General features: G+C 70.2%; 13 protein-coding genes. 10 read left to right on the top strand and 3 right to left on the bottom strand.

Annotated features, from left to right (window positions below; translation table 11 throughout):
• The first annotated feature begins 57 nt into the window (after positions 1-57).
• From uraD to ACZ592_RS15550, 6 genes are all read left to right on the top strand, one after another.
• The gene (gene uraD / locus ACZ592_RS15575; protein ID WP_471582069.1) at positions 58-570 is read left to right on the top strand and encodes a 2-oxo-4-hydroxy-4-carboxy-5-ureidoimidazoline decarboxylase; all 513 of its coding nucleotides are present in this window, start codon (positions 58-60) and stop codon (positions 568-570) included.
• Positions 567-983 carry a hydroxyisourate hydrolase gene (uraH, locus tag ACZ592_RS15570; protein ID WP_471582068.1) on the top strand — a complete coding sequence of 139 codons (417 nt, stop codon included), beginning with the start codon at positions 567-569 and terminating at the stop codon, positions 981-983. Before uraD ends, uraH begins: the two co-directional genes overlap by 4 nt.
• Before the next feature lie 5 nt (positions 984-988).
• Positions 989-1,921 (top strand): factor-independent urate hydroxylase, encoded by a 933-nt coding sequence (gene pucL / locus ACZ592_RS15565; protein ID WP_471582067.1) that lies wholly within the window; start codon positions 989-991, stop codon positions 1,919-1,921.
• A 64-nt stretch (positions 1,922-1,985) separates the two neighbouring features.
• The gene (locus ACZ592_RS15560) at positions 1,986-3,398 is read left to right on the top strand and encodes a nucleobase:cation symporter-2 family protein (RefSeq protein ID WP_471582066.1); all 1,413 of its coding nucleotides are present in this window, start codon (positions 1,986-1,988) and stop codon (positions 3,396-3,398) included.
• A 42-nt stretch (positions 3,399-3,440) separates the two neighbouring features.
• Entirely contained in the window at positions 3,441-4,841 is a 1,401-nt protein-coding gene (locus ACZ592_RS15555; RefSeq protein ID WP_471582065.1) for an 8-oxoguanine deaminase, read from the top strand.
• A gap of 385 nt (positions 4,842-5,226) precedes the next feature.
• Positions 5,227-6,576 (top strand): nucleobase:cation symporter-2 family protein, encoded by a 1,350-nt coding sequence (locus ACZ592_RS15550; RefSeq protein ID WP_471582455.1) that lies wholly within the window; start codon positions 5,227-5,229, stop codon positions 6,574-6,576.
• A gap of 116 nt (positions 6,577-6,692) precedes the next feature.
• Here ACZ592_RS15550 and ACZ592_RS15545 read toward each other — a convergent pair whose 3' ends face one another.
• Entirely contained in the window at positions 6,693-7,643 is a 951-nt protein-coding gene (locus ACZ592_RS15545) for a scabin-related ADP-ribosyltransferase (protein WP_471582064.1), read from the bottom strand.
• A gap of 276 nt (positions 7,644-7,919) precedes the next feature.
• Here ACZ592_RS15545 and ACZ592_RS15540 point away from each other — a divergent pair, with 276 nt between their 5' ends.
• From ACZ592_RS15540 to ACZ592_RS15525, 4 genes are all read left to right on the top strand, one after another.
• A complete protein-coding gene (locus ACZ592_RS15540; RefSeq protein ID WP_471582063.1) occupies positions 7,920-9,320 on the top strand; it encodes a nucleobase:cation symporter-2 family protein in 1,401 nt (466 codons plus the stop codon).
• A 53-nt stretch (positions 9,321-9,373) separates the two neighbouring features.
• Complete coding sequence (locus tag ACZ592_RS15535; protein WP_471582062.1) at positions 9,374-9,823, top strand: RDD family protein; 450 nt, start codon at positions 9,374-9,376, stop codon at positions 9,821-9,823.
• Between the two features lie 163 nt (positions 9,824-9,986).
• Positions 9,987-10,415, top strand: coding sequence for an SgcJ/EcaC family oxidoreductase (locus ACZ592_RS15530; protein ID WP_471582061.1), 429 nt, complete (start codon positions 9,987-9,989; stop codon positions 10,413-10,415).
• A 146-nt stretch (positions 10,416-10,561) separates the two neighbouring features.
• The gene (locus tag ACZ592_RS15525) at positions 10,562-11,782 is read left to right on the top strand and encodes an MFS transporter (RefSeq protein ID WP_471582060.1); all 1,221 of its coding nucleotides are present in this window, start codon (positions 10,562-10,564) and stop codon (positions 11,780-11,782) included.
• A 28-nt stretch (positions 11,783-11,810) separates the two neighbouring features.
• Here ACZ592_RS15525 and ACZ592_RS15520 read toward each other — a convergent pair whose 3' ends face one another.
• Complete coding sequence (locus ACZ592_RS15520; protein WP_471582059.1) at positions 11,811-12,218, bottom strand: nuclear transport factor 2 family protein; 408 nt, start codon at positions 12,216-12,218, stop codon at positions 11,811-11,813.
• An 86-nt stretch (positions 12,219-12,304) separates the two neighbouring features.
• Positions 12,305-13,222, bottom strand: a complete 918-nt coding sequence (locus ACZ592_RS15515) for a hypothetical protein (RefSeq protein ID WP_471582058.1) — start codon at positions 13,220-13,222, stop codon at positions 12,305-12,307.
• Positions 13,223-13,405 lie beyond the last annotated feature (183 nt).

The following is a 13,405-nucleotide window of genomic DNA, read 5'->3' as shown; positions in this document are numbered from 1 at the left end:
TGTTGAAGGTCTTAGCTGTTCCGCAGCCCGTCCAGCACAAGGCCACGGAGGCTCCCCGTGACTTCGAGTACGACACCGGGTCTCACCCGGTTCAACGCCTTGGAGGAGGCCGCGGCCACCGCCGCGCTCCACGAGGCCTGCGCCTCTACGGCCTGGGGAAGCACACTGCTCTCCCAGCGCCCCTACGCCACCGCCGAAGACCTCTTCGCCGCGAGCGACGCCGCCATGGCGCAGCTCACGGCCGACGACCTCGCCGAGGCGATGGCGGGGCACCCGCCGATCGGCCGCCCGAAGCCCGGGGACCCGACCTCGTCCCGCGAACAGCGGGGCATGGCCGGCGCCTCCGAGGAACTCAAGGCCGAGATGCTCGAACTGAACCTGGCCTACCAGGACAAGTTCGGCCACGTCTTCCTGATCTGCGCAACCGGTCGCACCGGCGAGCAGATGAGGGACGCGGTCAAGGAACGGATCGGCAACTCGCCCGAACAGGAGCGGGAGACCGTCCGCTCCGAACTGGGCAAGATCAACCGCATCCGCCTGACCCGCCTCCTGGAGGAGCAAGCCGCATGAGCACGGAAACCGCTGCCAACACCGCCTCGGTGTCCACGCACATCCTGGACACCAGCGTCGGACGCCCCGCCGAGGGTGTCGCCATCGCCCTGTCGGCCCGCAGCGGCTCCGGCGCGCAGTGGACGGCGCTCGGCGGCAGCAAGACCGACGCGGACGGGCGTTGCAAGGACCTGCCGGCCCTGCCGGAGGGGACCACCCACGTACGGCTCGACTTCGAGACCGAGTCGTACTTCCTGACCAAGCAGAACAAGCAAGCCGAGGCGCAGCAGGACGCCCCCGCGAATCGGGACAGCGATGCGACCGGAGCGTTCTTCCCGGAGGTGGCGATCACGTTCGCCGTCAAGCCGGGCGAGCACTACCACGTACCGCTGCTGCTCAACCCGTTCGGCTACTCCGTTTACCGAGGGAGCTAGCAGACATGCCCACCATTCTGGGACAGAACCAGTACGGCAAGGCTGAGAACCGGGTCGTTAAGATCACGCGGGACGGCGACACCCATCACATCAAGGACCTGAACGTCTCCGTCGCCCTCTCCGGCGACCTGGACGACGTCCACTACAACGGCTCGAACGCCAACTGCCTGCCGACGGACACGACGAAGAACACCTGCTTCGCGTTCGCCAAGGAATACGGCATCGAGTCCGCCGAGCAGTACGGCATCCACCTCGCCCGGCACTTCGTGGACAGCCAGCCCTCGATCCACCGCGCCCGCATCCGCATCGAGGAGTACAGCTGGGAGCGCATCGGCGGCTCCGACAGCAACTCCAAGTTCATCGGCGCCGACGAGGTCAAGCACTCCTTCGTCCGCAAGGGCCAGGAGACGCGGCTCGCCCAGATCACCTACGACGGCCAGAACTTCGAGGTCCTCTCCGGTCTGAAGGACCTGACCGTGATGAACTCCACGAACTCCGAGTTCTGGGGCTACATCAAGGACAAGTACACGACCCTGCAAGAGGACTACGACCGCATCCTCGCCACCTCGCTCTCCACCTGGTGGCGGCACAACTGGACCAACGACGAGCAGCGCATGCCGAGTTGGGAGCGCTCGTACGAGCAGTCCAAGAAGCACATCCTGCACGCCTTCGTGGAGACCTACTCGCTCTCCCTCCAGCAGACGCTGTACCAGATGGGCTCGCGGGTCATCAACAACCGCAGCGAGATCGACGAGATCCGCTTCTCCGCGCCCAACAAGCACCACTTCCGCCAGGACCTCTCGCCCTTCGGCCTCGACAACGCGGCCAAGGACGGAGCGGTCTACTACGCCGCCGACCGCCCCTACGGCCTCATCGAGGCCACCATCCTGCGGGACGGCGTCGAGCCGAAGATCCCGGTCGACATGACCAACCTCTGACGCGGGACGCGCGCCCCCGCTCCGCCGCAGTGGGCGGGGGCGCGCCACACCGGAGGGAACAGCAATGGCACAGCCTGCAACGGGGCCGGCAGAAGGCCCATGTTCCACCCCATCGGATGCGGCTGTCGGTGAGTCAACTCCCGACTGTCACCCGGTGGATGAGAAGCTTCACCCCTCGCGGCTCGTCCCCGCCGCGCTCCAGCACATCGCCGCCATGTACGCGGGTGTCGTCACCCCTCCGCTCATCATCGGCCAGGCCTGCGGGCTGGACACCGTGGCCCAGACCCGGCTGATCGCGGCGGGGCTGCTGATCGCCGGTCTCGCCACCATCCTGCAGACCCTCGGCGTCAAGGGATTCGTCGGCAACCGGCTGCCGTTCGTGAACGCCGCCTCCTCGGCGGGCATCGCGCCCATCCTCGCCATCGCAGAGACCAACGCCAAGGGCGACCAACTCCCCGCGATCTACGGTGCGGTGATGGTCGCGGGCGTCTTCTGCCTCGCTGTCGGACCCTTCTTCGGCAGGCTCCTGCGCTTCTTCCCGCCGCTGGTCACCGGCGTCGTCATCACCCTCATCGGCGTCACGCTGATGCCCGTGCCCGTGAAGTGGGCGCAGGGCGGGGACGACACGGACCCGACGTTCGGCGACATGAAGTACCTGGCGCTTGCCGCCTTCACGCTCGTCGTGATCCTCTTCTTCCAGCGCTTCGGACGCGGTTTCCTCAAGCAAGTCGCCCTGCTGGCGGGCATGTTCATCGGAACGCTCGCCGCGATCCCGTTCGGACTCGCCGACTTCACCTCCGTACAGACCGCTCCGCTGGCCGCCCTGCCCACCCCGTTCGCCGCCGGCGCGCCCGTCTTCCAGCCCGCCGCGATCCTCTCGCTCTGCATCGTGATGCTGGTCCTGATGACCGAGTCCGCGGCCGGCATGCTGGCCCTCGGTGAGATCTGCGAGCGTAAGACCGACGGGAGGACCATCACCCGCGGTCTGCGCACCGACGGCATCGCCACCCTGGTGGGACCCGTCTTCGGCGGCTTCCCGACCTCCGCCTTCGCCCAGAACGTCGGCGTCGTCTCGCTCACCCGGGTCCGCAGCCGCTACGTCGTGGCGGTCGCGGGCGGCGCGCTCATCGTGCTCGGTGCCTTCCCGGTGCTCGGCGCCGTGGTGAACGTGGTCCCCATGCCGGTCCTCGGCGGCGCGGGCATCGTCCTCTTCGGCTCCATCGCGGTCAGCGGCATCCGTACGCTCTCCGAAGCGGGCCTGGACGACAGCTCCAACATCATCCTGGTGGCCGTGTCGCTCGGGGCGGGCATCATCCCGCTCGCCGCGCCCACCTTCTACGCGGAGTTCCCCGCGTGGGCCCAGACCGTGCTCGGCTCCGGCATCAGCGCAGGCGCGCTCGTCGCGGTCACCCTCAATCTGTTCTTCCACCATCTCGGCACCCGTGGCTCCACCGCCGCGGCACTCAAATCTTCCTAGGGTCATGCCGTGCCCACTCGCCACACACCTTAAGGAAGCACCATGGCAGCATCGGCAAACCCGCAAGGCGCCGTAGAGCGCATCGTCATCGAGAACTGTGCCATCGCCACCGTCGATGCCAACGACACCGAGTACGCCTCCGGCTACGTCGTCGTCGCGGGCAACAAGATCGAGTCGATCGGCGCGGGCCAGGCCCCGCAGGGCCTTCAGAACGTCGTGCGCCGCGTCGACGGCACCGGCCACCTGGTCACCCCCGGCCTGGTCAACACGCACCACCACTTCTACCAGTGGATCACCCGGGGCCTCGCCACCGACCACAACCTGTTCAACTGGCTGGTGGCGCTGTACCCGACGTGGGCGCGCATCGACGAGCAGATGACGTACGCGGCGGCGCAGGGCTCCCTCGGGATGATGGCCCGCGGCGGTGTCACCACCGCCATGGACCACCACTACGTCTTCCCGCAGGGCTCCGGCGACCTGTCGGGCTCGATCATCCGTGCCGCCTCCGAGATGGGCGTGCGCTTCACCCTGGCCCGCGGTTCCATGGACCGCAGCGAGAAGGACGGCGGCCTGCCGCCGGACTTCGCCGTCGAGACCCTCGAGGGCGCGCTCGCCGCGACCGAGGAGACCGTCAAGAAGCACCACGACGCGTCCTTCGACGCGATGACGCAGGTGGCCGTCGCCCCCTGCTCGCCGTTCTCCGTATCCACCGAACTCATGAAGCAGGGCGCTGAGTTGGCCCGCCGCCTGGGTGTACGTCTGCACACCCACGGCAGCGAGACGGTCGAGGAGGAGAAGTTCTGCCACGAGCTCTTCGGCATGGGCCCCACCGACTACTTCGAGTCCACGGGCTGGCTCGGTGACGACGTGTGGATGGCGCACTGCGTCCACATGAACGACTCCGACATCGCCGCCTTCGCCCGTACGGGCACCGGTGTCGCCCACTGCCCGTCCTCCAACGCGCGCCTCGCGGCCGGCATCGCCCGCGTGCCCGACATGCTCAAGGCGGGTGTCCCCGTCGGCCTCGGCGTCGACGGCACCGCGTCCAACGAGTCCGGCGAGCTCCACACCGAGCTGCGCAACGCCCTGCTGATCAACCGTCTCGGCGCCCACCGCGAAGCCGCCCTGAACGCCCGTCAGGCACTGCGTCTTGGCACCTACGGCGGTGCGCAGGTCCTCGGCCGTGCCCCGCAGATCGGCTCGCTGGAGGCAGGCAAGCTCGCCGACCTGGTGCTCTGGAAGATCGACGGCATCGGACACGCCTCGATCGCCGACCCGGTGACCGCCATCGTCTTCGGCGCCGCGGCCCCGGTCTCGCTCTCCCTCGTCAACGGCAAGCCGGTCGTCGAGAACGGCCGCCTGCTGAACGCCGACGAGGACGCCATCGCCCGTTCCACGCGGGACGAGGCGCAGCGCCTCGCGCGGATCGCCGCCGAGAGCTGAACCCAAGAACTCCGGTCAGGGGGGACGGCCCTTGACCGGACTTGAGCAGCCGAGCGGGCTGCTCAAGTGCCGCCCCGGAACGCGGCCCAAAGCTTCGCGTTCCCGGGGCGGTCAGTACTACCTGGGCGCATTCCCACCGGCCACGCCGGTACTTCGCGGTACCACCCACAACTTCACATCGAGCAAGTCCTTGCACGACGCACCACCTCCCAGAAGCGAAAAGTGCCGGCGGCCCAGCCGGTACTGGAAAACAACCGGAGGAGCCACAGTGGCCACTCAGCCCAGGTTCACCAAGCAAGGCAACACCCCGGACCCGGAGACCGACGACGGGTCCATACCCGACGGGGCGATACATCCCGTCGACGAGAAGCTCCCCGCACTGAAGATGGCGACCACCGGCCTCCAGCACGTGGCCGCCATGTACGCGGGTGTCGTCGCCCCGCCGCTCATCGTGGGCGCGGCGATCGGCCTCTCCGCCAAGGAACTCACGTTCCTCACCGGCGCCTGTCTGTTCACCGCCGGTCTCGCGACCTTCCTGCAGACGCTCGGCATCTGGAAGATCGGCGCCCGGCTGCCCTTCGTCAACGGCGTCACCTTCGCCGGTGTCGCGCCGATGATCGCGGTCGTCGACTCGACCGACAACAAGGACGACGCGCTGCCGATCATCTTCGGCGCGGTGATCGTGGCGGGCGTGCTCGGCTTCATCGCCGCCCCGTTCTTCTCCAAGATGATCCGCTTCTTCCCGCCCGTGGTCACCGGCACGGTCATCACCCTCATCGGCATCTCGCTGATGCCGGTCGCCTTCGGCTGGGCGCAGGGACCCGTCCCGGGAGCCGACGACTACGGCTCGATGAAGAACCTCGGCCTCGCCGGGATCACGCTCGTCATCGTCCTGCTGCTGCGCCGCTTCACCACCGGCTTCGTCAAGCAGATCGCGGTCCTGCTCGGCCTCGTCATCGGTACCGTCGTCGCGATCCCCTTCGGCGTCACGGACTTCGGCCCGGTCGGCGACGCGGACATCGTGGGCTTCCCGACGCCGTTCCACTTCGGCGCACCGCAGTTCGCCGCCGCCGCGATCGTCTCCCTCTGCGTCGTCATGGTCGTCTCGATGACCGAGTCCACCGCCGACATGCTGGCCCTCGGTGAGATCGTCGGGCGCCCCGCCGACGAGAAGACCATCGCCGCTGGCCTGCGCGCCGACACCCTCGGCTCCGCGGTCAGCCCGCTGTTCAACGGCTTCATGTGCAGCGCCTTCGCGCAGAACATCGGCCTGGTCGCGATGACGAAGATCCGCAGCCGTTACGTGGTCGCCGCGGGCGGCGGCTTCCTGGTCCTGATGGGCCTGTGCCCGATGGCCGCCTCGCTGATCGCGGTCGTGCCGCGCCCGGTGCTGGGCGGCGCGGGCGTCGTCCTCTTCGGCTCGGTCGCGGCCAGCGGTATCCAGACGCTGGTCAAGGCCAACCTGGAGAAGGACAACAACGTCCTGATCGTGGCCGTGTCGCTGGCCGTCGGCCTCATCCCGATCGCGGCGCCGGAGTTCTACCACGCGTTCCCGGAGACCGCGAAGATCATCCTGGACTCGGGCATCTCGACGGGCTGTGTGGCCGCCGTGCTCCTGAACCTGGTCTTCAACCACATCGGCAACGGCAGTGGCGACGACGACGTCACGGCGCCGATGGAGCCGGGCGGGGAGATCGCCGAGTCGCGCGTGCCGGGACAGGCGGTCGCGCACTGACCCGGCGGAAAGAGCTCAGGCGGCCCCTCGCGCGGTCAGGTGCGAGGGGCCGCCTGTGTGGCGTGCCGGGGTCGGGCGCGAGAGCCGCCTGGGCGGCCTGCTCGGGGCCGGGTACCTCAGCCGTCGACATCCATGGCGTTGGGGTCCGCCGAGGCGGCGCCCCCGCTGGGGATGACCTTGATGACCTTGCCGTCCTTGTCGCACAGTTCCGCACGCAGGATGTGGCCGGCCTGGATGCCCTTCCAGAAGATGACTTCCTGCTGCTGGACGAAGGACGTGGTGCCCAGCGTGTCCACCAGGTCGATGCCGCCCGGGGCGCTGATCACGTAGCGGTAGCCGCTGCCGTCGGCCTGGCGCGCCCAGTCCGGCACGTACCCGCCGGGGGAGCGGGTGGTGCTGACGAAACCGGTCTTCTGCAGCAGCTTCTGATAGTGCCGCAGGCTCGCGGGGAGCTTCTCGTTCCAGGGTTTGAACCCCTTGCCGAGGATCTGGTCCGGCGTCCTGCCGTCCCAGCGGTACAGCAGCTCGTTGTCCTTGCGGTAGCGCAGCGGCGGGGCGTCACGCCCCTGCTTCCTGTCCTCGCGCATCGACTTCACCTTGCCCGGGTCGACGCCGTACGTGCTCTCGCCGAACCCGGCCGCCTCCTGGGGCGTCGGCGTGGTCTCCCGAGGGTGGGTGTCCCGCTCGGCCATGAACGACGCGTAGTCGTACTCGCCGGCCTCCGAGTCGGTGCCCCCGTCCGAGAGCTCCTCGGCGTCGGAGAAGTCCAGCTTGTCGATGTCCATGGCCATCGGGTCCTTGCCGGGGGCGCGCTGCACCGTGGCCTGTTCGGCCTGTTGGTGGCCGCAGCCCGCGCCGTGCTGGTGGCGGTCTTGGTCCGGCGACCGCTCGGCCCGCAGCATCTGGACGACGGCGGCGTTGCCCGCGGACCCCTGCAGGGCGAGGAGCCGTTGCAGCGGGGTGTCGGACTCGGGGCCTGCCGAGGCTCTGCGGGCGGCGGCTCGCGACGTCGCGGGGTCGGTCGTCTTGGCGTGCTCGTGTTCGCGCAACGGGGGCTCCTCTGTCACAGAGGGATCCATTCTTCCCGGTGGGTGTCGCTCGGGGCCAGAAGCCGAAGGGCAGCCTCCGGTGGCCGAACGGGCAGGTGGGTGCGGACGGGACGGTCGATGTCGGTGGTCGCGGGGTCTTCCGCGGCCGGGGTGCGCTGACGTAACGTCGTGCCGCCGTCGATCGCATGGCGGAAGTTACTTTCCAGTCGGCTTGGGTCGGCCCCGTCCCGCGTCTCATGAACTCCCACGGAACGGGGCCGCCTTCCGGCGTCACGCAACGGAAGAAGCGCACCCATGAGTTCTGAAGTGAAGTCCGCCGACCCCGCGGCGGGTGCCCCCGAGGTCCACCCGGTCGACGAGATCCTGCCGCCGGGCCGCATGCTCGTCGCGAGCCTCCAGCACGTCGCCTCCATGTACGCGGGCGCGGTCTCCGTCCCGCTCGTCGTCGCCGTCGCCGCGAAGATGTCGCCGGGCGACACGGCCGTACTGATGGGCGGCAGCCTCCTGATGGCGGGCATCGCGACCCTGCTGCAGACCCTCGGCATCGGCAACTTCATCGGCTCACGGCTGCCGTTCGTCAACGGCGTCTCGTTCGCCGGCGTCGGCGTGATGCTGACGATCATCTCGACCCAGGGCGGCGTCGAGGCGGGCATGCCGGTCGTCTTCGGCGCGATCATCGTCTCGAGTCTCTTCGGCTTCCTGGTCAGTTCGTACTTCTCCCGGCTCGTCCGGTTCTTCCCGCCGGTGGTGACGGGCTCGGTCATCACCCTCATCGGTGTCTCGCTGATCCCCGTCGCATACGACTGGATCGTCGACGACTCGGCGACGGGCACGCCGGAACCGAAGAGCATCGGCCTCGCGGGCGCCACCGTCCTGGTCATGCTCCTGCTCCAGCGCTTCACGCGCGGCTTCCTCAAGCAGATCAGCATGCTCATCGCGATGATCTTCGGCACGCTGCTCGCGATACCCATGGGCCTCGCCGACTTCTCCAAGCTGGACGGGGCCGACCCGGTCGGCATCCCCTCCCCGCTGCACTTCGGCGCCCCCGAGTTCAACATCCCCGCGATCATCTCCATGTGCGTCGTGATGCTGGTGATCCTCACCGAGTCGACCGCCGACATGATCGCCCTCGGGAAGATCGTCGAGCGGGACGTCGACGAGAGGACCATCGCCCGCGGACTGCGCGCGGACGCCCTCGGCTCGGCGCTCAGCCCCCTCTTCAACGCCTTCCACGCCAGTGCGTTCGCCCAGAACATCGGGCTGGTCGTGATCTCCAAGGTGCGCAGCCGCTTCGTGGTCGCGCTCAGCGGCGCGATCCTCGTCCTGATCGGCCTCAGCCCGGCCGCGGCGGCACTGATCTCGGTGGTCCCCATGCCGGTCCTGGCCGCCGTCAGCCTCTTCCTCTTCGGCTCCATCGCCGTCAGCGGCATCCAGACGCTGCTCCAGGCGGACCTGCACCGCGGCGACAACGCCCTCATCGTCGTCGTCACCCTCGGCGCGGGCCTCGCCCCCGCGCTCTCCGACGGCTTCTACGACGCGTTCCCCGACTGGGCGCAGATCGTCCTCGGCTCCGGTATCTCCACGGGCTGCATCCTCGCGGTGGCGCTGAACCTCGTCTTCAACCACCTCGGTACGAAGGAGACCCCGGCCGCCTCCGCGACCACCACGGAGCCGGAGCCGGCGACGACGCACTGACTGACCCGGCCCCGCCCCCGGCGGGGCCGGGGCCCTGACTACGCTGAGGCGCCGTGATCACCCAGCGACGAGACCCCGCCCGCACGCCGTTCCCCGCCCTCGCCCCGTCCCGCAGGCTCGCCGCGGCGACCGTCGACGCGCTCGTCGCCCTGCTGTGCGGCCTGGCAGCCGCGGCGGCGGTCGGCGTCACGGTCTCTGACGGAGTGGTCGAACTCCGGGTGAACTCCCCGGCGATGTGGGGCGCGGGGTTCGGTGCGGCACTCGGAGTCTCGTTCCTGAACCAGGTCCTGCTCACCCGTCCGGCCAGGGCGAGTCTCGGCAAACTCCTGGCGGGCCTCCGCATGGTCCGGGCCTCGGACGGCACCCGCCCCCGCCTCCTCCCGCTGACCGCCCGCTGGCTGTTCGGCTTCTACTGGATGCTGGTCCTCGTCCCCCTGCACCTCGCGACGGACAGCGATGTGGAGCAGCAGGACGCGGCGGGGCTGCGGGTGGCACGGCGGTGAGCCCCGCGGCTGCCGGTGCTTGACCTCAAGCGGGCCTTGCTTGACCTCAAGTGGTCCTTGCTTGACCTCAAGCGGACTTGATGTCTCAGGATCCTGGCGACGGAGCGGTTCGGCTCCGTCCCACTCGCTGAGTCACCGTCACATCCGTACTGGGGGAACCGTCATGAGCACCGAAGCGACCGTCGAGACCGTTCGAGCCGTCGAGATCGCCGCCATCCGTCAACTCGTCGGGGATGCCGTGGAGTTCCAGATGGACGTGGACCGGTTCATCCCGCTGCACACCGCCGTCGTGAACTTCGGCGGGCGTCGTGTGGCGGGGCGGGACACGCTGGCCGGGGCGATGCGCGAGGCGCTCGCGTCGCCGCTGGCCGACGTGGTCACCACCGTCGAGGTCGAGGACATCCGGTTCCTCCGTGAGGACGTCGCGATCGTGGCGAGCGTCAAGCACGTCTCCGACCGGCGGAGGCCCGGCGCCGACGGCGAGCCGGTGACCCCGCTGCACGCCACCTCGGGACGGCTCACCTACGTCATGGTGAAGGAGGACGGCGTCTGGAGGATCAGCTCCTCCCAGACCACGCCGATCCTGAGCTGAGCCAAGGGGGGCGAAGCGCGAGGGGCGTGCGGCGCGGGCCGGTGGGTTCGCTCCCGGCACCTCGCGGCAACTCCCCACGCCCGCCCCGACGTCGACGTCGAATTCGTGCCAGACCCGGACCCGGCCGCTCTGCTGGACTCGGCACCATGCCCGCACCGACGACCACGTCACCCCCGTCCCGCCCCGCCGACCGCACGGCGGCCGCCACCCGATCGCCCCTGATCGGGTGGCTCGCCGTCCTCTCCCTCGCCATGGGGATCTTCGCGATCGTCACCACCGAGATCCTCCCCATCGGTCTCCTCACCCCGATAGGCGACACCTTCGGGACATCGGACGGCACGTCCGGTCTGATGATGGTGCTGCCGGGATTCCTCGCCGCCGTCGCCGCCCCGGCGGTGACGGTCGCCACCTCGCGCGTCGACCGGCGCCGCATGCTCTGTCTGCTCCTGCTGGTGCTCGCCCTCGCGAACTTCCTCGCGGCCGGGGCCCCCGGCTACCGGCTCATGATGGTCTCGCGCGTCCTCGTCGGCTTCGTCATCGGGGCGTTCTGGTCCATCGGCGTGGGGCTCGCCTCCCGCCTGGTGCCCGAGGCGCGGGTGGGCCGGGCGACCGCTGTCATCTTCTCGGCCGTCCCCCTCGGCTCCGTCCTCGGCGTGCCCGCGGGGACCCTCCTGGCCCAACTCGCGGGCTGGCGTGCGGTGTTCGCAGCGATGGGTGGCTTCACGCTGGCCGCTCTCGCCGCGCTGACGCTGACCCTGCCCCCGCTGCCGCCCCGGCACGTCACCCGGCTCACCGTGCTGCGCGACCTGCTCGGCACGGGCCGCGTCCGGGTGGGCCTCGCCGTGACGTTCCTGATCGTGACGGCCCACTTCGGCACGTATACGTACGTCACCCCGTTCCTCACGGAGGTGACGCACGCGGGCCCGCGCCTCATCACCGTGTTCCTGCTCGCGTACGGGCTCGCAGGCGTCGTCGGCACCTTCCTCGCGGGTGCGTGGGCGGGGCGCGCGCTCCGGTCCGTCTTCGCCGGGGCGGCCGGCCTGCTCGCCGCGGCGACGCTGTCGTTGCCGTCGGCGGGGGAGGGGAAGGCCGGTGCGCTCGCGCTGCTCCTGGTGTGGGGGCTCGCGTACGGCGCCGTGCCGGTCTGCTCGCAGACGTGGTTCGCGGGCGCCGCGCCGCACGCTCCCGAGGCGGCGTCCGTCCTGTTCACGTCGTCGTTCCAGGCGACGATCTCGCTGGGCGCGCTGGCGGGCGGGGTCGTCGTGGACGCCCGGTCCGTGGAGGTGGTGATGGCGCTGGGAGGGGGCGCGGCGGTCCTCGCGGCGCTGGTGCTCACGCCCTTCCGGCGTCGGGCCTCACCGGGGTGAATCGCCGTTCACCCCGGTGGGCGGCGCCTCACGGCCGGTCGTACCAGGAGAACGCCGCGATCCGCCAGCCCTCGGGGGTGCGGACGAACTGGAACGTCGTCGTGCCGACGCCCTCGAAGGGCTCGCCGTCCAGGAACCCCGCCTTGCCGTACTCGCCGAACCGCGACGCGATGTCCCCGCCGATCTCGGTCCGTTCGGAGATCTCCCACTCGGAGAACTCCGTCACCCGCCCCGCGCCCCCCTCGGCCAGCAGCTGCTCGCGGGGCTCGATGAACTCGTCCACCGTGTAGGCCGCGTACTCCGGCCCGGTCTTGACGATCACGCCGCCCGGCACCATCAGGTGACGGATCCGGGCGACGTCGGCGGACTTCGCGCCCCGGTTGTCGAGGGAGCCGAAGAACTCGGCGGTCAGTGCGTCGATCTCAGCCTTGGACATGCGGGGACGGTAGCAGGGCCGCGTCCGGCGCGACGGACGGACTCCCGCCGTCCTGGCCGCTGACGCCGGGTCAACAAAGGGATGGCTCAACTGCCGCACAGAGAAGCCGAGTTGACATACCCGCCCGCGTTCTCGTCGTCCGTGCCGAGCAGCGCCGTCCGCGTGCCCGGTACGCACTCCACCGCCTCGATCTTGTGGCCCTTGAACTTGCGCAGGACGTCTAGGGACTTGGCGAGGGTGAGCCGGACGGTGCCGTGGCGGCTGACGGTCACCCCGCCCGCGTCGCTGACCGCGGAGTCGAAGGGGCCGTCGTCCCCCGTGTCCGACGCCGAGCCGACGAGCAGGCGGCCCGAGCCGGTGACGGTGAGGTCGGAGGCGTGGCGGACCGCGCCGGTGGGGTAGGCGGCGCGGAAGCGCGCCGTGGTGAGCGGGCCGAAGTCCGCCTCGCCGTACTCGTTGAAGGAGAAGGGCGCCGCGTGCACCGTCGCGGGGCGGTCCTTGCCGGCGCCCCGGTCGGCCCAGACCGCCGCCGTCTTCCCGTACCGGGAGGTCAGCGCGAAGCTCTCGTAGTCGTCGCCGTCGGCGATGCCGGGCAGCGGGGAGGTGTCCAGGACGTGGACCTCGGACCCCTTCACCTTCAGGTGGTGGACGAGGCCGCGGCTGGCGAGTGCCACGTACTCGTCCGAGGTGCCGGGCACCGCCTCAATCGCCTCCAGGTCGACCGGCTCCGCACCGCCCGACCAGGCGAGCGGTTCGACGGTCGCGGAGCGGCCCTCGCGGTAGGTGAGTTCGGCGACGCGGTTCTGGCCGGGCTTCTTGTTGTCGCGTACGACGAGGGCGTGCGCCGCGCCGTCCGTGCGGCCGGACAGGGCCAGGCCGCTGATGCCGGAGGTGATGTCGGTGCCGGCCCGCTGCCAGCCGTCGTCCGCCGTGGGGGCGACGGCGGCCCCCGCGGCGACCAGGGCGGCGGTGGCGGTGGCGAGCACGGTCGTACGGAGGAGCATGGGTTTCCCACCTCGGTGCTGGATGACGCGCGTAGATCAGGAGCTGGCCGGGACGGTACCCATGTGTACAGGGGCGGGGCAAGGGGTGTGCGCAGGCGCGGGGGGGGGGAGGGGGGGGGGGGGGGGGGGGGGGGGGGGGGGGGGGGGGGAGAACTCCCGCTCACCCCTCCCGCCCAGAGAAGG

Source organism: Streptomyces sp. NPDC040622 (assembly GCF_055593965.1).
This window is presented reverse-complemented; position numbering and strand designations above follow the sequence as displayed.